The following is a 23,928-nucleotide window of genomic DNA, read 5'->3' as shown; positions in this document are numbered from 1 at the left end:
GTCGCATTTTTACAATATCGAAAGCTGTGGTAGCCCCATTTTTGCATCAAACAATACCTACTAAAAATGGAAACAATCGAAAAATTAGCGCAACTAGACCTCAAAAGCAGCGCCATTGCATTTATGTTTGCCTACGAGGAGCAAGCAATCGACCGGATGATGGCTTTGTGCGATCCAGATGGTGAAGTCTGGTTCAAACCCATGGGGCAAGACGGCCGCGGGAAAATTGGCGAGTTAGGAAAAACCATCTGGACATCATTGCTTGATTCTTTTCCCAATATCAATAATACCGTAGATTCTGCGGTGTTGGAACCCGACGGCAGTGTTCGTTGTCAGGTCGTAATTCGGGGAAAACAAGCCAAAGCATTTGCAGGCATTGAAACCAAAGGTGCTGAATTCAACAGTGAACACATTTTTGTCTTTCAGCATAATCCCAATGGTAAGATCGAGCGCATTTATATTGAGTGGGATCATGCCGATTTTCAAAAACAGCTGAGCTGAATGCCCTAGGTGGTTAATAAAAATAGTACAAAAATCATAAGCAGTTATTATACCAGCGCAGCTCAAGTGTACTGTGCGCTGTCGCTGGGATAATAGCCTTAGAAAATTAGGGTAAAAGCGTTATCTCCTGCTTTGAGTAGCAATTCCTCCGCCAACTCGACTGCAACGATGCTACTTTGCGCAATGCTTTGAGCAAAAACATCCGCAGCATCCACCCCTCCACCCCAAAAACCAGTAACTTACCCCAAATCCTCTATCATGTCGCAACTCCACTACCGCAATTGCAACCTTTGCGAAGCCATGTGTGGCCTTGAGATCAAACTCGAACATGGCCAGATTACCAGCATTGCTGGCGACAAAAACGATCCTTTCAGCCGTGGCCACATTTGCCCCAAGGCGGTCGCCCTCAAAGACATTTACGAAGACCCCAATCGGCTCAAAACGCCGATGAAAAGAACCCCACAGGGTTGGCAGGCCATTTCCTGGACAGAAGCGATGGATGCCGTAGTGGAGGGGATTCAATCCATCCAACAAAAATTTGGCAATAATGCCGTGGCGCTTTACCAGGGTAACCCCTCTATCCACAATCTGGGCACCACGATGAACTCCCCGGCTTTTGCCAAAGCCCTGCGCAGCAAAAACCTGTATTCCGCCACTTCTACCGACCAATTGCCCCATCATTACGCCTCCTGGCAGTTGTTTGGGCACCCCTTGCTGATTCCCATTCCAGACATTGACCATACCCAGTTTATGTTGATCATTGGTGGCAACCCCATCGCTTCCAACGGGAGTATGATGACCGTACCCGATGTAGCGCATCGCCTCAAAGCCATTCAAAAACGGGGTGGTAAAGTGGTCGTGATTGATCCCAGGTATACCGAAACAGCGGAAATAGCCGATCAGCACCATTTCATCAAACCCAATGCCGATGTGTTGCTGCTCCTGGCGATGATCCAGGTTTTATTTGCCGAGCAGCGGGTAAACTTGAAGCAGCTCGCCGATTTTACCGACGGCGTCGCAGACATTCAGCAAGCCTGTGCACCGTATACCCCAGAGCGGGTGGCCAACGCTACTGGAATTCCTGCGGAAGCGATTCGGCAATTGGCTCGCGATTTTGCGGCAGCAGAAAGCGCAGTCTGTTATGGCAGGGTAGGGGTGTCTACCCAGGTATATGGTGGACTTTGTCAGTGGCTGATCAATGTGTTGAACATCCTCACGGGTAATCTCGATCGGGTAGGTGGGACCCTGTTTACCAAACCCGCCGTTGACTTTATCGCTCGTGGCAAATACGAGCAACGCTTCGCCCGCTGGCACTCCCGCGTAAGGGGTTTGCCGGAGGCGCTGGGCGAGTTACCCGTCGCCGCCCTGGCCGAAGAAATGTTGACGCCAGGAGAAGGGCAAATTCGGGCTTTGATCACCAGTTGTGGCAACCCGGTACTGTCTACGCCCAATGGAACCCAGTTGGAAAAAGCACTGAGCGGCCTGGATTTTATGGTGAGCATCGACATTTACATCAATGAAACCAGTCGCTATGCGCACATCATCTTGCCGCCAGCCACGGGATTGGAAGTGCCGCATTACGACCTGACTTTTCACGTACTTGCAGTGCGCAACACAGCAAAATATTCCCCGGCTTTGTTTGAAAAAAGCACGGATGCCCGGCATGATTACGAAATTTATCAGGAATTGGCGCATCGCCTAAGCGGCAATTCGGAACCTTTTCAGGCCGAGCCACCCGAAGAGAAGCTGAATCTCGGCTTGATGTTTGGGCCCTACGGACTTTCGTTGGATCAATTGATCGCCAACCCACATGGGATTGACTTGGGACCCTTGGAGCCTAGTTTGCCCCAACGATTGTTTATTCCAGGAAAACGGATTCCCCTTGCGCCACTCGATTTGCTCAAGGATTTACAGCGGGTGGATTCTTTATTGGATGAAACAAAAAGCACCCCCGATTTTCCTTTTCTGCTCATCGGCAGGCGGCACCTGCGTGACAACAACTCCTGGATGCACAACACCCAACGCCTGATGCGGGGCCGTAATCGTTGTACTTTACACATGCACCCCCAGGACGCGGAGCAGCTCCATTTGCAAGACCAACAAGTGGTTAAAGTGGCATCCCGCGTGGGTGAAATTGAGCTGCCAGTGGAGATCAGCACGAGCATTATGCCGGGCGTAGTGAGTATGCCGCATGGCTACGGGCACGCTCGTCAGGGTGTCCAACTCGATGTGGCCAAACAATACGCCGGAGCCAGCATCAACGACCTGACCGATGAATATGTATTGGATGAGTTAACGGGAAATTCGGCGTTTAGTGGAGCAAAAGTCAGGGTGAGCAGCCTTTAAACTTTTTATCTGTTCAATTGTATCCTTAGGTAAGCACGGGTAAAAATAAGTCTAGTGACACAATATTTTCTACCCATGCCTTATCACGACCAAAGTCGTGTGAGCACAGAAACCTGATAGGCATGAAAATCGGCATTGTATGCTATCCCACATACGGAGGTAGCGGCGTCTTGGCAACTGAACTAGGTTTGGCACTGGCCAGAAACGGACACGAAATCCATTTTATCACGTATAAGCGCCCGGCCCGGCTTACTCATTTCCACGAAAATGTGTATTTCCACGAAGTGGATACCGAGCAATACCCCCTTTTTGAATATACCCCTTATGATACGGCATTGACCAGCAAACTGGTCGATGTGGTGCAACACGAAGAGTTAGACCTTCTACATGTTCACTATGCCATTCCACACGCTGCGGTGGCCTATATGGCCAAAAAAATCCTTTTGACTCAAGGGCGCTACATTCCAGTGGTGACCACACTGCACGGTACGGACATTACTCTGGTGGGCAAAGACAAATCCTTTGCCCCAGTGGTGGAGTTTTCCATCAACAAATCGGACGGCGTAACTGCCGTATCCAATAGCTTGCGCCAACAAACCTACGATATCTTCAATTTGACCAGGGAAATCGAGGTGATTTACAACTTCATTGATTTTTCCCGCTTCCGCAAAAGCAATAAAGACCATTTCAAAAAAGCCATTGCGCCCAAAGGGGAACGCATCCTCATTCACGTATCCAATTTCCGCAAGGTAAAACGCATCAATGATGTGGTGCAGGTCTTTCACAGGGTCAATCAAAAGATGCCGTCCAAGTTGCTGTTCATTGGCGACGGCCCAGAAAGGCGCGCTGCTGAAGACCTCTGTCGTGAACTGGACCTTTTTGACGACGTCCGTTTTCTCGGCAAGCAGGATGCCATTGAAGAACTCATGGCCGTAGCAGATGTGTTCATTATGCCTTCGGAAAGTGAAAGTTTTGGTTTGGCTGCACTGGAAGCCATGGCTTGTGAGGTGCCCGTCATTTCAACCAACGCTGGTGGCTTGCCCGAGGTCAACATTCACGGAGTGACCGGTTTTTTGAGTGATGTAGGGGATGTGGATGACATGGCTAAAAATGCGATCATTATCCTGAGTGACGATGCGGTATTAGCTGAATTCCGAGCCAACGCCCTGGCGCAAGCCAAACGGTTTGACATTGAGGAAATCCTGCCGCTATACGAGGCTTATTATGAATCTATTCTTAAGGCAGCGGTGTATTAGGGGCGATAAAAAAATAAGTGCTCATTTTGCCAAAGGATCAGATAAGTAAACGGTTCATTTCAAGTGTCTTATCTGATACTTTGGCTCAAGAAAAATGAGCACTTATTTTTGCCCCACTACTTAGTTCTTCACCATGAGCATCCTGGTTCTAAATAAAGGTTGGTTAGCTACGCTGCAAGACCTGGGCCGTCCTGGTTATGCACAATATGGCATCAACCGCTCAGGTGCGATGGACCCATTGGCTTTACAAGTAGGCAATTACCTGGTTGGCAATGCTGGTTCAGTAGCTGCGCTGGAAATTTGTTTCCCCGCCGCGAGTTTTTTGTTTCTTGAACCAACTTTAATGGTTTTGGCCGGTGCCGATTTTGGCGCCAGCGTTGCCGGGAAAAAAATTAATCCTTACCGGCCAATTTGGGTTGCCGCAGGAACGGAATTGCATTTCCAACACAAATACTGGGGCCAATATGCCTACTTATGTGTACAAGGTGGTTTTGACCTGAAACCCTGGCTAAACAGCCAAAGCACCAACCTCAAAGCTGCACAGGGAGGCTGGCAGGGGCAAAGTCTCCAAAAAGGAGCTGTTTTACCCTTTAAAAAATCGGATTTAGCATTTGGAGAAGAGACACAAATAGCCAGCTATTATGCAGACTTGGCCCCATTTTACCACTCAAATGTCATTCGTTTCATTCCAGGCCAGCATTTTGAATCCCTGACTAAACAAAGCCAAGTACAATTGCAAACTCAAAATTGGCGCATTACTCCTGCCAGTGATCGGATGGGCTACCGACTGGAAGGAGAACGGCTGCAATTGATACATGCGGAATCCCTTTTGTCGGCGGGGCTAAGCCGGGGCAGCATTCAATTGCCACCCAATGGTCAGCCCATAGTATTGATGGCTGATCATCAAACTACGGGCGGTTATCCGATTTTGGGACAGGTAATACAGGGGGATTGGCCTAAATTGGCACAAATGGGGCCAGGGCAAAGCTTTCATTTTCAAGCAACAACTTTGACCCAAGCAACTCATGCCCTTCAGGGACAACTCAAGAGTTTGAATCGAATAAGATGTGGTGCTTGCTGGGCATTAGGCACGATGAAAAAATAAATTTACATTTTGACTGAACTCTTTATTTGATTTTACTACGTTACTCGTCAGTTGCGTAGTTCACTATGCGCCTTCCTCGCGCCTTGCCAAATCAAAAAATAGCCGAGTCAAAATGTAAATTTATTTCCTCATCGTGCCTTAAAACTTTCGCAACTGCGGTAATTGCACGACCATATCAGCATCATCTTCCAGTCGGGCAAGGTCGGTAGGACTCAAATCCAAATCCATTTTGAGTTTCAGCGGATTCGGGTGATGCAGCGACAAAACCACTAGTCCAATCCCTGCGATGCCCAGGAGCACAAGATTGGCCGTGAGCACATAAAAAACGACGGTTAACAATGCCGCACCTTCTATCAAAGCAAAACGAATGATGGTAGCCGCGCGATAGGTATTCAATTTGTCACTCAGGCTGCTCTGCTGCTTTGCCACATTGAGCCGCAGCCCAAAAAGCCAATAGCTGAGGGCCACAGCAATGGCCAAATAAGCCGCCGCTATATTGATGAACAAGGCAGTATTTTCATTGGGCGTGAAATCGGATACAGGAATCAATACAAAATGGACAATGAAACCCAGAACGACCACTGCTGCTGTCATGGCCAAATGCAGGAGGCGCAGGATGAAAAAATATTGCTTGAAGTTCTGTTGAGGAATTGACATTTGAAAAGGATTTTATTTTTTGCTACCGTCACTAAAAGTCACTTCTTTGACCACTACCCAAGCTTTGTCTGCACAGTTTTTGTCGTAACCAGCAGGTATAGGCAGGTTCAGTGTTTGATTGGCATCTGGCGCAAGGCTCAGGCTAATTTTTTTTTCAAAATGACAATTGGGCGAAAGTTCATCGCTGTTGAAACTAAAGTCCACGGCAATATCCGCGGCACTGATGCTTTTGGTGGCGTAATTGCGAAAAGTGATGCGGAGGATAGGATTAAAATTGGCATCAAATTGCTTCTTGGCAGAGAGTACAGTCAAGCCATCTAAGGGGCCGTCGGCAGCATTGGTGGGCACTTTGGGCGTGTTTGTGCGCGGCCCGTCCTCCTCTTTTACCTCTTCCAGTTCATCTTTTAGTGCTTCTTTGATCTGGCGCAGGCTGTCTACCTCGCGTTGTAACTTTTCGGTTTCTGGATCTGTACCATTGCCAGTAGGTTGACAAGAAAAGGAACCTATCAACAAGATGGTGAATAAGGAAGGAATCATCAAGTGCTTATACATGACGTACAATTTTGCCACAAGATAACAAGCATTGAACCTTGATCAAAGGTTATCAGCGGATAATGCTGCGTGCGGGATGATAATCGGGTTGTAAAACACATTCCTCCTTCCGTCCGCGTATTTTGAGGCGCAGAGTTTCCCCCCGATTGGCTTTGGCACGGATGTAGGTTTTGATGGCGCACCAGTCGCCCAGACTGTCTACAACCTGACCATCTACTTTTTCTACCACTTCACCTAAGGTAAGTCCCAATCTGGCCACATTTTCACAAGCGCTCAAACGCACCAGGCGCTGCTGACCTTCTACGGGGTAAAACACAACCCCATAGTCTTTTTCCTCCCGGATGGAGCTCAATAACTTATTCGGACTCAGAATGTATTCCTTGGCATCCGAATTGATAATGAGGTTGAATTGGTGCAGGTAACCCAAACCCAGTCGGGCGTACTCCACGTCGCGCTGTAATTCAATGCGCGGTGAATTGGTGATCTGGTATTTGTCGTAGCCAAACTTGAAGGGGCGATTGAGGGTATAAAAAGTATCCACTGCGTTTAGTCCAAACAGCGCCAGACTGGAGACACCTACATTCATTTGGGCGGGCAATCCTGCAAAAATCGGGGTGAACGCTGCTTTGTTCAATTCCAATTCGCCGCTGGAACCCAGGTCGATGTGCACCCAAAAAGGCACACCTTCGTACTTGAATTCAATGAAATGGCGATTGCTGCGGCTGATCGTGTAGGAACAGCGCAACCCTGCGTCAATGAAGGGGCGGGAGGAAAACTGGAGGCGTTTTTGTTCAAAATCAATTTTCCAATTGGCCTTATTGATGACGGAACTGCCGATGAAGCCATCTACTTTTTGGCAAGCTGGCAAACCGTCGGTATCGATGATGGCCACGCGGGTATCGCGAAAATTGACCTCCGCGATCTGGATCAAGCCAGCGCTGCCCGTTTGCCCTTGAGCTTCCGCTTCGTTGGCATCAGCCAGGGTGATGCTAGAGTCCGCTACGATGCCACAACGCGCCGCAAAATCATCGTCCAGTCCGGTGATGGTGAAACCATTATCAAAGATAAAGGTGCCTTCAACGCCATTGATTTTGGCTTTGAAATAAATGTGATTTTGTTGAAAATCGAAGCTGGTTTCGCTAAGAAACTGCGTAGGTTCTACCGTCCCGAGGTTCGGTTGCACTTGGGCCAGGACATAAAAAGGCATGCTGAAGATCGTCCACAGCAAAAAATGGCGTAACTCTTTCCACATCATAAAGCCAATTTTGAAGGATAGATGCAGGAAAGAAACGTTTTGGTGGGCTATAAGTAGTGGGGCAAAAATAAGTGTCCATTTTTTTAGAGCCAAAGGATTAGATAAGGAACTTGAAATGAACCGTTTACTTATCTGATCCTTTGGCAAAATGAACACTTATTTTTTTATCGCCCTAAGGTTAGTTTTATTTCACCCGAATTCGTGACCCTACCTTACATTGTTCAGTATTCAAATTGTTGAGTTTTTTCAGCCCATCAATGGAGGTCTTGAACTTTTGCGCCAAACTTTCCAGGGTATCTCCTTCCATCACCAAATGGTATTGCGGCGCTACTACGGAGCCATTGGTGCCTGCACTTTGTGTGCCTGCACCGGGCAGGGTGTTGGACTTTCCAAAAGGATCACTCCCGCCGTTGTTGGTTGGGTTGACCTTATTATTTGCCGACTCAGTAATGGTGGTGGTGCTTACATTGATGACTGGTACTTTACTTGGTGGTGCCTCAGTTTTTGATCCAGTAGTCGTGGAGGTAGTGGCTGGGGGAATAGTGGAAGTGGTATTGCCGAGTGCACCTGTTTGAGGTACCGTAGGCAATGGCGTTGGTTTTTTATCGGGCTGATCACTTTTTAGTTTTGGTTGCCTTTTGATTTTTCCACCCCGAATTTTGACTTCAGCATTTTCAGCAGGCTCTTGCCCGTGGCTCATCTTATTGCGGTCATAGAGTTTATCCAAGTCGATGGCATAGAGCACCGAAATATCGATCATCCTTTCTTCTTTGCGCACCTTATGGTATGTCTCCTGACCCCGCCAGCCTTTGGGTTTGGATTGCAAAAATACCCGCGTTCCTGCTTGGAGTAGCTCATCCGCACCGCTGATGTGGGCGTTGTGGTGCATCAGGGCTTTGGGGGATACATATTGCTTGGAGGCAATGTCTTTAACCGTTTGTCCAGCCACGGCAACGATGAACTTCACATCATTGGTGGATTGTGGTATGCCTACGACCAAAATGGGCTTGGGCTTTTCAGGCGAATCGGGCTGGGTAAGTGTAGGCAAAGTGCCAATTTCAGACAACAAGTCCTGATAAGTGATTTCGTCGTACCGGTACAAATCCAGGGATTCAATCAGCTTGATCAACTTGCCAGGATATCCAGGGTCAGTGGCGTAGCCCCCTTTTTTCAAGCCCTCGGCCCAAGCTTTGTAATCCGTCCGTTTGAGCTCAAACAAGGGCCCATAACGTTCTTTTTTGGCTGGATTCATCAGGAAAGCCGAATGGTCGCGGAAACACTGCTCGGCGCTACCGTAAACGCGGAAGCAGGATTTGATGAGTTCCCCTTTATCATTGAGGTCGTCGTCTTCTTTGTAATAACCTTCACCGTTCCAATCTTTGCCACATTTGATGCCAAAATGATTGTTGGCCAGGCGGGACAAATCACTGGTACCCCAACGCGACTCCAACAATCCCTGGCCCAGTTTGATACTGGCGGGAATGCCGGTACGTTCCATTTCTTCTACGGCCAACAGGCGATAACGCTCCACGTAGGCCATTTTTTCTTCTACGTCCTGGGGTTGCGCATGGGCACATCCGTACACCAAAAGCGACAAACAAATCAATAGGCTGTTTTTCAAAAAAATCATGAGCAAGGGATTGTTTTCAAACTCGCATTTAGTCAATATGTTTTTCAACGGCGGCGAAAAGTTAATCAATATCAAGCGATTGATAATTAAAATTTATTTAACGTTGCATTAAAACCCGTGAACGGTAGTATACGCTAAAAATAACCATGCAAGCGACAGTTCAATTTTTAGACCAACCTCGATCCGTCGATTTGGCTGCACCGATCGACATTAGTATGCCACTGGTGTCAGGGGAGGGCAATGCCAACTGTTTTTATGCCCCTTATCCCGAATTTTGGCCCGTAGAAGCACCCGAATTTGGCTTCATCGGCGACACCAATCGTGGCGGCGCGGTCAATTTTTACAACCTAAAAATCAACCCCCACGGCAATGGCACCCATACCGAGTGTGTAGGACACATTGCCCGCGAAAAATATACCATCCACCAGTGCTTGCGCCGCTTCCATTTTTTTGCCAAATTGGTTAGTGTTTGGCCGCAGCGGCTGGACAATGGCGATCGGGTTATTTTGCGACAACAATTGGAAGATTTGTTTGTTACCCATGTGCCCGAAGCGCTGGTTATCCGCACTTTGCCCAACGATGAACGCAAATTGCACCAGAATTATTCTGGCAGTAATCCACCGTATGTGCACCACGAAGCCATTGCCTTTTTGGTCGAACGAGGAGTGCAGCACTTACTCCTGGATTTGCCTTCGGTGGACCGGGAAGAGGATGCTGGAGCCTTATTGGGGCACAAAGCCTTTTGGCAGTACCCCGATGATCCGCGTAGCGAGTGTACCATTACCGAGCTGATTTATGTGCCTTCCGAAGTGCCCGATGGTGATTATCTGCTCAACATACAGATCGCCTCTTTGGAACTCGACGTCAGCCCAAGTAAACCTGTGCTTTATGCCATGAAACCATAACACCGCCATGTATAAACCAACGTATTACTCCAAAATCTACCGCACTTTTTTGAGCCTGGATGAAATGGCTTTCCAGGAGTTGATTCATTTTTTTGAAGAAAATGAAAAGGAGATTCGCGAACTAGATTTTGAGGAATACTTTGAGGTGTTGGCGGCTTATGTTACTGCGCTGTTTGAGGTGGGCGCTTACCGCGAACATTTGTTGATGGTGGACGTGGTGATTGAAACCTCGATCAGCAACAATATTGTGGAATACAAAGGGGAGGATCTCTTTCGGCGGATGTTGTTCCGCAAAGCAGCCTCTTTGTACCATACTAGGCAGTTTCAAAAAGCGGAGCACGTATTGGCCGAATTATTGCGAATGGATCGTGAAGATCAGGGTGCTATTTTGTTTTTGAAAAAATGCCTGCGTACCCATTATCCCCAAATCCGCAGCAACGCTCACGCTGTGGCAGTATTTTTATTTCTGCTCACGGCTTTTGTAATTGCATTGGAAGTGCTGCTGATCCGCCCATTTTATGAAATGCATGCCAAAACGGTGGAAGTATCGCGCAACTCGATTTTTGTGATCGGGATTTTGTGCATCCTTTTTGGAAATTTGTACCATCGGCTTTTGGCCGAACGGGAGGTACGGGGCTTTTTAAAGGCTTTGCGAAAGGGGAAACAAATAGATTAGGGCGATAAAAAAAATAAGTGTTCATTTTGCCAGAGGATTAGATAAGTAAACGGTTCATTTTAAGTTTCTTATCTGATCCTTTGGCTCAGGAAAAATGAACACTTATTTTTGCCCCACTACTTAGTACCCAAAAAGACTAAACTTACTCCGTCTTCAAACTCTTAATCGGGTTCATCAAAGCAGCCTTTATCGCCTGGTAGCTCACTGTCAATAGTGCAATCGTAATGGCGATCAGGCCCGCCAAAACGTACACCCACCATTTGATTTCAATGTGGTAAGCAAATTCAAGTAGCCATTTGTTCATCGCCCAGTAGGCAATCGGGAAGGCGATCGCGATGGCAATGCCGACCAATTTTAAAAAATCCATCGAAAGCAGGTTGGCCAAGCTCAGTACACTTGCGCCCAATACTTTGCGTACCCCAATTTCCCGGATTCTTTGTTCTGCCGCATAGGTTGCCAGACCAAAAAGGCCCAAACAAGCGATCAAAACCGTGGCTAGGGCCATCCAAATCAACATGGTTTCGCGACGGGCATCTTCGGCGTAAAAAAGCGCCAATTGCTCGTCGAGGTAATGGTATTCAAACAATTCCGCAGGATCAACTTTTGCCAAAATAGCCTCCATCGCCTGGATGGTTGCGCTCGCGTCTTTGGCTTCAATTCTCGCCGTGTAATAATCGATGCTGTGGATGGGATTTTGCTGATAAGCCATCACCAAAGGCGCGATTTTTTCCCGCAAAGTCTGGAAATGAAAATCCTTGACAATCCCAATCACCCGCGCTTTAAATGCCTGTCCTCCACGTAGCGGATTAAAACTGAGGCCATAGGAAGCCGCCGGAATTTCAATCAATTGATCCGAAGGCTCCTGGATGTTCAGCAGTTTGGCGGCGGTTTCGTTGAGGATGACCGATGCAGAATCGCCAGTGCCACTGAAGTTTTTGCCTTGTAACAAGTCCACCTCAAAAGTTTTGGTAAAATGTTCATCTACCCCCAAAAAGAAAGCCTCTTTTTGCTCATCCAGGCGACCCTCTTGCCTAATTTTAACCGAAGGAAGGTTTTTCCATTCACCGGGTACCCGTGAAGTAGCCGCTACGGTTTTTACGTTGGGGAGTTTACCGATCTCTGTAACAATCGTTGATGCAGCCCTGCGGATGGCACCACTGTTGATGTCCACTACCACCAATAATTCTTGGTTAAAACCCAAATCTTTGTTGTGCACATAACGGACTTGCAAAAACACCACCATGGTGGCAATGATCATGAACACCGAAACCGCAAACTGAAACACCACCAAACCCTTGCGCAAGGAAAAGTCGGAACTCTTTTGAGCTTTCAGGCTCTTCAATAACATATTCGGACTAAAGCGGGAAAGCATCAAGGCCGGATAAGACCCCGCCATCAAGCCAGTCAGGATGGCCATCAAAAATGCGGAAAGCCAAATGCGGTAATCGGTCGAAAAGCCAAGCGAAAGCTCTTTTTGGGTGAATTCATTAAACAAGGGCAGGATCAGATTGACTAACAAAACCGCCAAACCAAAGGAAATCGTAGTGACCAAAACCGATTCAATCAACAGTTGTGTGATCAATTGCCCTCTAAATGCACCCACTGCTTTTTTGATGCCAATTTCTTTACAGCGGGTGGAAGCTTTGGCCGTAGTGAGGTTCATGTAGTTGATGCAGGCAATGGTCAATACAAAAAGCGCGACCAGGGCAAATATTTTAAGGTACAAGAGTGAGCTGTTGCCCGGCACAGCTGGCGTTCCAATGTTAGCACTGTCCAGGATGCTTTCGGAATGGAGGTGCACGTCCTGGAGGGCTTGCAGACTATAAGAAAGAGCAATTCCTGCGTCAGGTTTAAAATTGGCATACACCAATTGGCGCATTTTTTGGGCGACCGACTGTGGGTTGGCATTTTTTCTCAACAGCGCATACACCAAAAATTCATGGGATCCCCAATCGGCATTCAATTCCTCCATGTATTCGGGGTCGGACAAATAAGTACTTTCTGAATACACTGAGCTAAACGTGAAACTGGAATTCCGTGGATGGTTTTTAAGTACGGCGCTGATTTTGAAGGGTTGCTCCATACCGTGCCATTTCAGCGTTTTGCCGGCCACCTGCGTACTGCCAAACAATTGCCGGGCCAGATCTTCCACAATAACGATGGAATAGGGCTCGATCAGGGCAGTTTTGGGGTTGCCATCCAGCGCTTCAAAGTCAAAAATTTCCATCAAACCATTGTTCGAGACAGTAACTTCTTCGTTGATTTTCTTTCGATTGGCCAGGTTTTCCAGGTTGTCTCTGCCCCCTTGGGTAATCCGGGCGGTGTTTTCGATTTCGCCGATGCTTTTTTTCGACTCTTCCGCCAGTTTGTAGCTTGCTCCGGCGATGTTCTGGGCTTCAGTAGGTGTTTTTCTATGCTTGATGACCCGGTAGATGCGGTCTGAATGAGGATGATGACGATCAAAGGTGAGCTCGTCCAGTACAAAAAGGCCCAGGATAAAAAAGCAAGTAAGGCCAAAGGTAAGCCCAGCTACATTCAGCGTAGTGGATAATTTGTTTCGCAGGAGATTGCGCAAGGCGATTTTCAGGTAATTGTACAACATTTTGCGGTGCTTGAAAGTGTATTGTTTCCAAAACAAACGCTGTGCCAAAATAAGTAAGGATTTGATTTATAGAATTTTGTGTAAAATGGTTTCCGCTGCGACTGTTCAATAACGAGCAATTGGGCCTAGAATCGGACATATGTCCCTACCCCCACACCCGCCGCAAAAACCGCAACCAATTCCCATGCATCACCCCTTCAATATCCGCATCACTGTACCCATGGCTCTGCAAAACGGGAATCAACTTTTGCAAATCCGCAATGGTTTCAACGTCATACGGGCATTGTTCTCTGCCAAAGGCACCGTCCAGGTCTGAGCCTATACCCACATGCCGGGCATTCCCAGCCAATTGACAAATGTGGTCGATGTGGCGCACCACCTTGTCCAGGTTAGAATCCATACCCATGGGGGTGGATTTTCCCCGCACCCAATTGGGCACAATCATCCAGGAATCAAAAGCTGCCCCGATGATGGCGTCGCGTTCGATCAAGACCTTGAGCTGTTCGTCGGAAAACTGGCGGTTGTGGTCTACCAGCGCCCGGCAGTTGTTGTGGCTGGCCCACACTGCCCCGGAAAAATGATCCATGGCTTGCCAAAAAGCATCGTCACACAGGTGGGTGGCATCCAGGATGATGTTGAGCGACTCAATTTTTTTCAATAAATCGATGCCCATTTGCCCCATTTTACCCGTTGCGTCGGTGCCATTGGCATAACGCCCTGGCCCGTAATGCGCAGGGCCAATGGCGCGCAGACCATAGGCGTGGGCGATTTCGAGGTGTTCCAGGCTGACGATTGAGTCGGCACCTTCCAGGCTCAGGATGAAGCCCACAGGTTTCTGTGTCGTATTTTGCCCATCGTTCCAAAAACTCAAATGTTGCTCCAGCCCCGCCAAATCACAGATTTGCACCATTTCACCAGCCGCTACCATTGCCTGGTACCAGGCCAATTGCGCCTGGGTATGCGCCCAGGCTTGTTCGGGAGAGTGCCAGCCTGGTAGGGGATTGTCACGTGCCACAAAGCGGGCAATTTGGGTAGCCACCACCAGGCCCACGTTGCCTTTGCGGAGTTCGGGCAGGCTGACGGTGCCCTGGCTGCGGTCGGGTTTGTCGTGCAAGCCTTGCTCGCGGGCATTGATTTCATTGAGGGGGCGCCGCAGGTCCCGATTCCATTCCATGGCATTCATGCTGAGGTCGAGGTGGGCGTCGATGGTGAAAAGTGGCTGAGTAGAGGTGTATTTCATTTTGATAAAAATAGAGTTGCGGCAAAGCTTGCCTATTGTCCCCAAAAATAATGCGCTGTAAATTAAAAGGAATTAAAGTGCTCTTTTTTATTTTGAAAATGCTCTTTTGTTTATTACTTATCTCAATCTCCTATAAAATCCCACAAAGCTTTGTTTATTTTGTTTAACTCCTGATAGAATTCATCTTTGGAAAGTACACCCTCAATATTGTTTTTTTGCACCCGTTGATACCGCGCGGACAACAATTGTATTGCCTCACATTGCTCACTACCATCAAACTTTCCATTGCAGTAATAATCAATCAATTCGACTATTAATTCTTTGGCTTTATCCGCTGCAATCAACATCCGCCATGTTTTTTTTAGTTGATCATTGGCTAGCCGAGTCCCTAAATCTTCATCCAATTGTGGATCAAGATCCTGGTTTAATCTGTTCGTCTCAAATTCATGCTCAAATTTTTTCCCATACTCAGCATTTGGATCACTCGTACTAGCCTGAGTAGACTCCAAAATCATTATCGAATTAATTTCCTCAGCAATAGATTCTGCCTCTTCTATGATGGCCTTTTCCTGTTCTGCTCGGATAATTTTATGGAGCTGTTGAATAGCATGCCAAGTATTTGCCGTTTCGCGCAGATCTTCTAAATACAGATTTCGTAGTGCAGCGTCAAGTATACTATCCCGACTGTCTTTCATAGGTGTCAGGATATCGAAAAGCAATTGTTCTAAAAAAGCATCAAAAAATATCACTTTTAGGCAGTAGTTGCTGGCTGTTTTGATGGCGCTGGCGTCAAAAATAAATTCCAGTGCGGGAAAATCTGCAGCAGTTCCTCGAACCACCCAGATATAGGTAGGTAAAAAAGTATTATAGATTTGGGACTGTTGCGCTTGAGTATAAGGGCGATTAATACTCACGTTTTGTTTGTACTCAGAGGTCTTCGTTAAATAAATATCCCAAACAAATCTCTGGTCGTGTTCAATAAGTTCATAAAAAACATGCTCAAAGAATTCTATTTGTTCATAAATATCTTCATAGTTGATCCTAATTTCTTTAGGGATAGGTACTATAATACTCGTTACAAATCCCTTGTGCTTGTCTTGCTGCTTGCCATTTTTTTTCCAGCGTGATGTTTCAATATTTTTTTCATCTTGTAAAAAATAAACCCTTGAGAAGGGACCTACTTGATCATCGTGGGCGTAGAATTCGCAAATGTCTTGTGCATAAATGATTAAATCTGACTGAATTGGCCACTCAGTGGCAAGCGTCTCTTTGAAGCCAACGATGGTAACCAGATGCTGTCCTAAATTCTCTAACTTTAAACCCATCAAAACGGGTACACCTAGTTTTAGATGGGCGTAGATATAATTTCGAATAAAACTATTGGTTACACCTTCCTGTCCACGACTCTCAAAGGTGCGCAACTCCGGGGCCAACCCAAGATGTGCAATCACTGAGCAAATCTGGGCTAGGTCGAGACCTAAACCAGGAAGCGAGCCATTGAAATTGAATTGATTGAATTTGGCAATCGAGTTGATTTCACTGGGCGTTAAAAGAGATACCTGGAAAAGCCGATGCAACATATGAATAGCAGACCATAAAGCAGTCGTGGCACAGGCACTCACCATCGAATCCTGTTCTTGAAAAGGTAAAGACCGAATGGTAATTTTTTGATTAAGGACTGAAATTTCATAATCTCGGATTGCGCAGAAATGCCTGGGGTTTTTTTCAGAGTATGGATACGGTTTAAGTAATACTGTTCCCAATTTTGCTCTAGGGATTGGTTTTATCGTAACAAACCCCAGGTAAGATTTCCATATTTTTGACTGATTGCCTGTACTGATTGACAATTCACTGAGGTCTGAAAATCTGGACGAGAAGAAATGTATACGCTTGCAAAATCTTGAATATTCTTGAAACCCTAAAGCGTAGAACGAGACATAATCACTTTGATAGGAATGACTTATATGTTGATTTTCAATCAAAATAGTACGCGCTCTTGGACTGTCTTTTCCTTTGGACAGATGCTCGTATAAAAAAATGTAATGGAATTTTTCTCTAATAATCCATTCCGGAGAACTCCATTCATTAGAAAGAGCCAATGCCAGATTCTCTTTGTTGAATTCAAGAATTTCAAACAAAGTCCCTGATATTTTATTATCCATCTAAAATCATACTTCAAATTGTTGATTTAAACTAGAAGGGTTGACTTTTTTATACTTCTTTACTTTCTCCACTTTATCTCTCACCTGTTTGTTTCTATGCCATAACTCTTTTGAAGTTGGATCAATTTTTTTGATCTTGGCTCCTTCCCAAGGAGATATTTTGCCATCCGCTTCGTTCATAAATTTACTATTTGTTAATAACAGTACAATATCTTTTGCTTGCAGCGTAGATGATGCAAGCTCTACAAAACGAAGATATGTTTTTCTATGACAAAATTCAAGCATTTCGTTCTTATTTTATTCTACACTTAAACAAGGGGTAGTTCATTTTGGTTCTGTGCCGTGAAGAATTCAGTGCTATCCTCATTCTTTAACGGTGATTATTCCACCATGAAATGGCGAAAGGAAAAAATTCATGCCCAATTCTTTTTCGAGCAAAATGAGTTTGTTGTTCAGGGCAATACTTCTCAGACCGATGTTTTGCCTTAAGGAATCCGCGTGACTGGCCTCTTGGGCATTGATGGTTTGCTCCCAGATTGCGAATCCCTGGTCTTTGCGCTCAGTATCCACTACAACTCTCCAGGTTTCAATCATTGCCAGTTCAATGGCAGATAATTCACCTTTTTCAAAAGCTTTGTACAATTTGGGTCTTAACTCCTTATAAATGGTATCGTGCTCATTGTGGCTGATGATCACCGTAGCCCAAGATTTATCGCCAATGATTTTTTCACCAGGGTAACCGAACTCGTCAATGATTTGATTGATTCGCCTGACCTGGGCTCTATTGTTGGGTACAAACTTGCGATTTGTATACCGTTCTCTCCAGGCCCTCACAGGGGTCAGTGCAACCCTAAGTGCTCGTTTTTGATCCTGAGCCAACATTTCTTTCATTTCTATTCGGAGGGGCTCATTGAGGTTTTTATGGAACTCCTTTTCGTATTCCAGTTGATTGTTCTTTAATTTTTGCCAAAAACTATGGTTTTTATACGCCTTGAGTATTTTGTTTTTCTTGATCTCTTTTAAAGTCCAACCCTTTTTCATGCCTTGTTCCAGGAAGTAGAACAAATGGTCGGTGTCATTGATCTGGGCTGATAGTTGAGCCGCCACCTTAAAATCTCTACGAAAGACATGCTCGTACCGATCAGATAGGCTACGGTAAATGGTCAGGCTTTCTTTAAATTGTTGATTGGCTAGATGTTCTTCTGCTCGAACAATTTCACGGTGATAGGACAGGTAGTTGTTTACCTGAGCCGTACTGAGCATTGGTATGAAGATTAGCAAGCATAAAAATCTTTTCATCGTTAGTTTTGCTGAAAATGACTTTTATACGTACAAAAAAGTTGTTTGCCACATTTGGAGAAATTGGCATTAGTACATTAATAAATCAACTCATCAATAGATTAATCAACTCATTTTTAACACATTCATCAAATACTCCCCATACCCACTCTTCATATAGCGATGAGCCAGGACTTCCATTTGTGTTGCATCGATGAAACCCATCTCAAAAGCTGTTTCTTCGATGCAGCCAATTTTGAGCCCCTGCCGTTCTTCAATCACCTGGATGAATTGGCCCGCTTGCATCAAAGATTGGTGGGTGCCAGTATCCAACCAGGCGATGCCCCGACCCAAAACGCCAACTTTTAGCTTTCCTTCCTCAAGGTAGTATTTGTTGACGTCGGTGATTTCGTATTCCCCTCTTGTGCTGGGTTTCAGGTTTTTGGCAACCTCCACAACGCTGTTGTTGTAAAAATACAAACCGGGTACAGCGTAATTGGATTTGGGTAGAGTTGGTTTTTCTTCGATGGACAAGGCCTTGAATTTTTTGTCGAACTCAACTACCCCATAGCGCTCCGGATCGGCTACTTGATAGGCAAAAACCACTCCCCCTTGAGGGTCTACCGATTCTTGCAACAACTCTTTTAAACCGTTGCCATAAAAAATATTGTCGCCTAAAATCAGGGCTGCGCTGTCGCCTCCAATAAATTCCTCTCCCAATACAAAGGCTTGCGCCAGCCCATTGGGGTCATGTTGAGCGACGTAAGAAAAGTTACAACCGATCTCCGAGCCATCCCCTAGCAATTTGGCAAAATTGGGCAAATCATATGGTGTAGATATGATCAGAATATCCCGAATGCCCGCTGACATCAGCGTAGACAAAGGGTAATAAATCATGGGTTTATCGTACACTGGCATCAACTGTTTGCTCACCGCAAGGGTGAGTGGATACAAGCGGGTACCGAGGCCACCAGCCAGGATGATTCCCTTCATTGTAGTTTAATTTTATTGGTTTGAGAAAAACAAAGGCAAAGATAAGGAAGACAAAGGCTCTCCCGTCTAAAAAGAGCTGCCTTTTATCGAACAATGCACAAGCCCTAACGATAAGACCTTATCTTTCGTACCTAGGAACGAGTAAAAAATAATGAGTCGTTTTACCAGCGTTCCTTGATGAAATGGTTTTGCTATGAATTTTACAGAAAATATCAATTTGGCCTTCCGCTCTATCCGAGCGAATTCCTTAAGAGCAGTGCTTACCCTGCTGATCATTGCCCTGGGCATCATGGCCCTGGTGGGTATTTTGACGGCCATTGACAGTGCCATCTATTCGCTGAGCAGCAATTTATCTTATTTGGGTGCCAACGCTTTTGATGTGGATCCCAAGTTTGATGAAGGGGTGCGGGGCAACCGGGGTGGCCGCGTCGCCAAACGTGGCGAAGTATTCACCTTCCAACAATCAGCGGCTTTTAAAGAGCGCTTCAGGTTCAATGCCCGGACGGCCATTTCATTCCGTTGTACCAACAATGCTGCCTTGCGTTCAGGCAAGGAAAAGACCAACCCGGTCATGCTGGTTTTCGCAGCAGATGAGAACTATTTGGAAGCTAAAGGCTTTGACCTGGAAATAGGTCGTGGATTTACAGCTAGAGAAGTGAATAGTGGCGGATATGTCACCATCATTGGTGCCGAGGTTGTGAAGTTGTTGTTCAAAGGCAAAGCGGATAAGGCCATTGGACAAACCATTTCTACGGGGAGTATGAAACTCACGATCATTGGGGTCCTCAAATCCAAAGGCTCCAGCATGAATCAGGATGAGGATCGCCGCATCATCATTCCATTGTACAATGGTAAAATGTCTTACGCCACTCAAAATACCAATTACCGCATCATGGTAGCGGTGACTGACCCTACCCAAATTGACAACGCGATTGCGATTGCCACCGGCCTCTTGCGCAACATCCGCAAGCTACGGGCTTCCCAAGACAACGATTTTGAAATCACCAAAAGTGATAATTTGATTGGCATCATCAAAGAAAACACGGTTTATTTCCGGGCGGCGGCGGCAGGTATTGGGCTGATCACACTATTGGGTGCCGCCATTGGTTTGATGAACATCATGCTGGTATCGGTGACCGAACGAACCCGAGAAGTAGGCATCAGCAAAGCCCTGGGCGCAACCCGACGACATATCCTGATCCAATTCCTCACCGAAGCCGTAGTTATTTCCCTGATGGGTGGCTTTTTGGGCATCATCCTGGGCGTATTGATTGGCAATACCGTGACTTACTTCATGGGCGGCGCTTTCTTGTTCCCTTGGATGTGGATCACCATGGCGGTATTGACTTGTACGGTGGTGGGGCTGGCGTCGGGTTTGTATCCGGCTATGAAGGCTGCAAGGTTGGATCCGATTGAGTCTTTGCGGTATGAGTAAAATCGACCACCTCCATCAACTCACTCACAATCATCGCCGTAGCACCCCATAATATTCTCCCTCCCAGGTCAAAATAAGGTACATCCGTCAAGGTAAAATTGGGATTGATCACCAGATCCTTCATCTTTTGATGGGCTGGATTTTGAAAGTACTCAAAAGGCACTTCCAATATATCGGCCACCTCCGTTACTTGGGGCTGCCATTGGGGAGCATACTCCATAAAGCCCACGTGGGGATGCACCTGGAAGTTGCTAACAGGGATATACAACTCGGTCAATGCCCCCAGCAAGGTGATGTGGGCTGGATTCACCCCCACTTCCTCATTCGCTTCGCGCAAGGCCGTTTGCGCAGAGTGCCCATCACCATCATCAAAGCGGCCACCAGGGAAGCTGATCTGCCCTTTGTGTACATCCCGGAGATTGTGCGAAACCCGCTCAATGAACACCAAATTCCATTGTCCATTTTTGGGAAAAAACAGTGCCAGCACCCCGGCTAATATGGCCGTAGGGGGGATGTTCCGCCCTTGATAACGAGCAGGATGGGCCATTTTGATTTGAGCCATTTCCCCTGGTAAGGGATGTTGTAGGTTTTTTTCTAGTCTTTGTATAAATGTCAAGTCCATGTTTGGTAAACAGGGTTACAAGTTGAATGGTTGAGGAGTTGAGAAGGTTGAGACAGTTGAGGCTACCGCAACGATCCATGCACATCGACTACGCTCAGTGACCGGATCGCTGCGGTAGCCTCAACTCCTCAACTTTTTTCCGTTCCTTTACTGCTTGCAAAAATATGATTGCCATGTATTCCATCGAGGCTATTCAACACATTTTACAAGCCAAAACCGCGGATAGGCCGCTGCATGAGGCCCAAATTGAGCATTTGTTGCTGGATAGCCGCCAAATCATTTTTGCCGAGCGCAGCCTCTTTTTTGCCATCAAAGGCACCCAACATGACGGGCATCAGTTCATCTCGGCGGTATACCAGGCAGGGGTGCGCAATTTTGTGTTGACCGAATTGCCGGAGCCCCACGCATTCCCCGATGCGAACTTCCTGGTAGTGCCCAATGCCATCGCCGCACTACAACAAATAGCCACTCATCACCGCCAGCAGTTTTCCCTCAGGGTCATTGGCATCACGGGCAGCAATGGCAAAACCACCGTTAAAGAATGGCTTTTTCAGTTGTTGTATGCCAATTACGCGATCATCCGCAGTCCCCGCAGTTTTAACTCCCAAATTGGGGTGCCACTCTCAGTATGGAACATCCAGACCCAACACGAATTGGGCATTTTTGAAGCAGGCATCTCTCGCCCAGGCGAGATGGCAAATTTAGCAAAAATCGTCCAGCCCCAGATCGGAATTTTCACGATGTTAGGGGAGGCCCACAACGAAGGATTTGCTTCCAAACAAGCCAAATTACGGGAAAAATTACAACTTTTTACAGCCGTCGAACTTCTGATTTATTGCGCTGATGATCCAGCAATTCAGGCAGAAATTCAAGCTCTTCCCTGTAAAAAGCTAAGTTGGTCATTGGAACAAAATCCCAATGCCGATTTTTTTGTGCAAAACCCCGAAATATTCCTGAGCCATACCCATTTGGAAGGCAATTTCCAGGGGCAAAGCCACCGGATTACCCTTCCTTTTACCGATCAGGCTGCTATTGAAAATGCCATTCATTGTTGGGTGCTTTTGTTGCACCTGGGCATCAAAGCTGAACAAATTGCCGAACGAATGGCGCAGTTGGAGCCCGTAGCCATGCGCATGGAATTGTTGGACGGGCAAAACGATTGCCTCATCATCAACGATACCTACAATGCCGACCTCAGTTCGCTACGGCTAGGTTTGCAGTGGATGCGCCAGCATGAACATGGGCGCAAACGCAGCTTAATCTTGTCCGAAATTCTACAAAGTGGTAGCACTCAAAAACAACTATATCAAAAAATTAGTCGGCTGATTGAAGGATATCAGGTTGAGCGGGTAATCGGGGTTGGGGCAGCTACGATGCAGTTGCAAGACTTTTTGCCAGAGGGATTTGAGCAAAACTATTTTGAAAACACCGAACACCTACTCGATGCCCTGCTACAACTCGACTTTCAATCCGAAATCATTCTACTCAAAGGTGCCCGGCAATACCACCTCGAAAAAATAGCTCAAGCTCTGGCTCGACAGGTACATCAAGCGCGTTTGGAGGTTAATCTGAGTGCCCTGGCTCATAATCTGCGCGCCTATCAGCGTTGTTTGCGTCCTGGAGTCAGAACGATGGTGATGGTCAAAGCCACCGCTTATGGTGCAGGCAGTAAGGAAGTAGCTCGTTTGCTCGAACACCTGCGGGTAGACTACTGCTGTGTGGCCTATGCCGATGAAGGTATCGAACTGCGGCAGGCGGGCATCAGCGCCCCGATCATGGTGCTGAATCCTGAAGCGGGGGCTTTTGAACAAATGCGCCAACACCGTTTGGAACCAGTCGTGTACAGTCTGGAACAACTCCGCAACTTGCGCCATGAGGCCCTTCCCTACGGCATCCACCTCAGCATCGACAGTGGCATGCACCGCCTGGGCTTTGACAGCCATGAACTCCCGGATTTGTTGGGTTACCTGCGGCAACATCCTGCCCTGCAGGTCAAGTCCATCTATACCCACCTCGCCGCCAGTGAAGACCCCCAACACGATGCCTTTACCCACGAGCAAGCGCGCCGTTTTCAGGTTGCTTTTGAACAAATTTCGACTACTTTAGGCTATCGCCCCCTGCAACATGCGCTCAACTCCAATGGCATTACCCGTTTTCCACAATACCAGCAGGATATGGTGCGTTTGGGAATTGGCCTGTACGGCATCGATGTAAGCAATACCTTACCCGAGCCACTACAGGTAGTTTTGAGTTTTAAGGCTACTATTTCACAAATCAAGGAGGTTGCCGCTGGCGAAACCATTGGTTACGGTCGCCGCGCCCAGGCCCATTCTCTCATGCGAACTGGAACAATTTCGGTTGGATATGCCGACGGTTTACGTCGCGGGGCAGGCAATGGTGCTTTTCAAGTGCAGGTACGCGGGAAAAAAGCCCCAATTTTGGGCAGCGTGTGTATGGACATGTCGATGATCGACCTCAGCCATATTCCCGAGGCTCAAACGGGGGATACCGTGGAGATTTTTGGATTGGATCCTTCTGTAAATGAACTGGCACAAATACTCGGAACCATTCCTTATGAGGTATTTACCGGAATTTCACCCCGAGTTAAACGTGTCTATTTACAGGAATAAGTATATTTTTGCGACGCTTTGGGGCGAAAAAAAATAAGTGTTCATTTTGCCAAAGGATTAGATAAGAAAACGATTCATTTTAA

19 protein-coding genes are annotated in these 23,928 nt (G+C 46.8%); 8 read left to right on the top strand and 11 right to left on the bottom strand.

Going from position 1 to position 23,928, the window contains the following annotated elements:
• The first annotated feature begins 66 nt into the window (after window positions 1-66).
• The 4 genes from ACEW9O_RS28380 to ACEW9O_RS28365 all read left to right on the top strand — a co-directional run bounded on the left by ACEW9O_RS28380 (window position 67) and on the right by ACEW9O_RS28365 (window position 5,208).
• Window positions 67-501 carry an ester cyclase gene (locus ACEW9O_RS28380; RefSeq protein WP_373553615.1) on the top strand — a complete coding sequence of 145 codons (435 nt, stop codon included), beginning with the start codon at window positions 67-69 and terminating at the stop codon, window positions 499-501.
• A gap of 258 nt (window positions 502-759) precedes the next feature.
• Window positions 760-2,847, top strand: a complete 2,088-nt coding sequence (locus tag ACEW9O_RS28375) for a molybdopterin-dependent oxidoreductase (protein WP_373553614.1) — start codon at window positions 760-762, stop codon at window positions 2,845-2,847.
• 122 nt (window positions 2,848-2,969) lie between these two features.
• Window positions 2,970-4,103 carry an N-acetyl-alpha-D-glucosaminyl L-malate synthase BshA gene (gene bshA / locus ACEW9O_RS28370; protein WP_373553613.1) on the top strand — a complete coding sequence of 378 codons (1,134 nt, stop codon included), beginning with the start codon at window positions 2,970-2,972 and terminating at the stop codon, window positions 4,101-4,103.
• 133 nt (window positions 4,104-4,236) lie between these two features.
• Entirely contained in the window at window positions 4,237-5,208 is a 972-nt protein-coding gene (locus ACEW9O_RS28365) for a biotin-dependent carboxyltransferase family protein (protein WP_373553612.1), read from the top strand.
• A gap of 138 nt (window positions 5,209-5,346) precedes the next feature.
• On the opposite strand, the gene ACEW9O_RS28360 is transcribed toward ACEW9O_RS28365, so the two are convergent.
• The 4 genes from ACEW9O_RS28360 to ACEW9O_RS28345 form a co-directional block, all read right to left on the bottom strand.
• Window positions 5,347-5,865 (bottom strand): hypothetical protein, encoded by a 519-nt coding sequence (locus ACEW9O_RS28360; RefSeq protein WP_373553611.1) that lies wholly within the window; start codon window positions 5,863-5,865, stop codon window positions 5,347-5,349.
• Window positions 5,866-5,877: 12 nt separating this feature from the next.
• Window positions 5,878-6,417 (bottom strand): hypothetical protein, encoded by a 540-nt coding sequence (locus tag ACEW9O_RS28355; protein ID WP_373553610.1) that lies wholly within the window; start codon window positions 6,415-6,417, stop codon window positions 5,878-5,880.
• Between the two features lie 52 nt (window positions 6,418-6,469).
• Window positions 6,470-7,672, bottom strand: a complete 1,203-nt coding sequence (locus ACEW9O_RS28350) for a TIGR02281 family clan AA aspartic protease (protein ID WP_373553609.1) — start codon at window positions 7,670-7,672, stop codon at window positions 6,470-6,472.
• 184 nt (window positions 7,673-7,856) lie between these two features.
• Entirely contained in the window at window positions 7,857-9,302 is a 1,446-nt protein-coding gene (locus ACEW9O_RS28345) for a glucosaminidase domain-containing protein (RefSeq protein ID WP_373553608.1), read from the bottom strand.
• Between the two features lie 146 nt (window positions 9,303-9,448).
• On the opposite strand from ACEW9O_RS28345, the gene ACEW9O_RS28340 reads away from it, so the two are divergent.
• Complete coding sequence (locus ACEW9O_RS28340; RefSeq protein ID WP_373553607.1) at window positions 9,449-10,207, top strand: cyclase family protein; 759 nt, start codon at window positions 9,449-9,451, stop codon at window positions 10,205-10,207.
• Window positions 10,208-10,214: 7 nt separating this feature from the next.
• Window positions 10,215-10,883, top strand: coding sequence for a hypothetical protein (locus ACEW9O_RS28335; RefSeq protein ID WP_373553606.1), 669 nt, complete (start codon window positions 10,215-10,217; stop codon window positions 10,881-10,883).
• 142 nt (window positions 10,884-11,025) lie between these two features.
• On the opposite strand, the gene ACEW9O_RS28330 is transcribed toward ACEW9O_RS28335, so the two are convergent.
• From ACEW9O_RS28330 to rfbA, 6 genes are all read right to left on the bottom strand, one after another.
• Complete coding sequence (locus tag ACEW9O_RS28330; RefSeq protein ID WP_373553605.1) at window positions 11,026-13,533, bottom strand: ABC transporter permease; 2,508 nt, start codon at window positions 13,531-13,533, stop codon at window positions 11,026-11,028.
• 97 nt (window positions 13,534-13,630) lie between these two features.
• A complete protein-coding gene (locus ACEW9O_RS28325; protein WP_373553604.1) occupies window positions 13,631-14,725 on the bottom strand; it encodes a dipeptidase in 1,095 nt (364 codons plus the stop codon).
• A 122-nt stretch (window positions 14,726-14,847) separates the two neighbouring features.
• Window positions 14,848-16,887, bottom strand: coding sequence for a hypothetical protein (locus tag ACEW9O_RS28320; protein WP_373553603.1), 2,040 nt, complete (start codon window positions 16,885-16,887; stop codon window positions 14,848-14,850).
• A gap of 6 nt (window positions 16,888-16,893) precedes the next feature.
• Window positions 16,894-17,172, bottom strand: coding sequence for a hypothetical protein (locus ACEW9O_RS28315; RefSeq protein ID WP_373553602.1), 279 nt, complete (start codon window positions 17,170-17,172; stop codon window positions 16,894-16,896).
• Window positions 17,173-17,250: 78 nt separating this feature from the next.
• On the bottom strand, window positions 17,251-18,150 hold the full coding sequence (locus tag ACEW9O_RS28310; RefSeq protein ID WP_373553601.1) for a hypothetical protein: 900 nt from the start codon (window positions 18,148-18,150) through the stop codon (window positions 17,251-17,253).
• 141 nt (window positions 18,151-18,291) lie between these two features.
• Entirely contained in the window at window positions 18,292-19,158 is an 867-nt protein-coding gene (gene rfbA / locus ACEW9O_RS28305) for a glucose-1-phosphate thymidylyltransferase RfbA (protein ID WP_373553600.1), read from the bottom strand.
• 193 nt (window positions 19,159-19,351) lie between these two features.
• Here rfbA and ACEW9O_RS28300 point away from each other — a divergent pair, with 193 nt between their 5' ends.
• Window positions 19,352-20,593, top strand: a complete 1,242-nt coding sequence (locus tag ACEW9O_RS28300; RefSeq protein WP_373553599.1) for an ABC transporter permease — start codon at window positions 19,352-19,354, stop codon at window positions 20,591-20,593.
• Here ACEW9O_RS28300 and ACEW9O_RS28295 read toward each other — a convergent pair.
• On the bottom strand, window positions 20,544-21,215 hold the full coding sequence (locus ACEW9O_RS28295) for a CoA pyrophosphatase (protein ID WP_373553598.1): 672 nt from the start codon (window positions 21,213-21,215) through the stop codon (window positions 20,544-20,546). The two genes, ACEW9O_RS28300 and ACEW9O_RS28295, sit on opposite strands and share 50 nt — an antisense overlap.
• 173 nt (window positions 21,216-21,388) lie before the next feature.
• Here ACEW9O_RS28295 and ACEW9O_RS28290 point away from each other — a divergent pair, with 173 nt between their 5' ends.
• Window positions 21,389-23,845: a bifunctional UDP-N-acetylmuramoyl-tripeptide:D-alanyl-D-alanine ligase/alanine racemase gene (locus tag ACEW9O_RS28290; RefSeq protein ID WP_373553597.1), complete on the top strand. Its 2,457-nt coding sequence runs from the start codon at window positions 21,389-21,391 to the stop codon at window positions 23,843-23,845.
• Window positions 23,846-23,928: the final 83 nt, after the last annotated feature.

It is taken from the genome of Haliscomenobacter sp. (assembly GCF_041740695.1).
In the GTDB taxonomy this organism is placed as follows: Bacteria; Bacteroidota; Bacteroidia; order Chitinophagales; family Saprospiraceae; genus Haliscomenobacter.
Note: the sequence above shows the minus strand (reverse complement) of the source record. Positions and strands in the feature narration are given on the sequence as shown.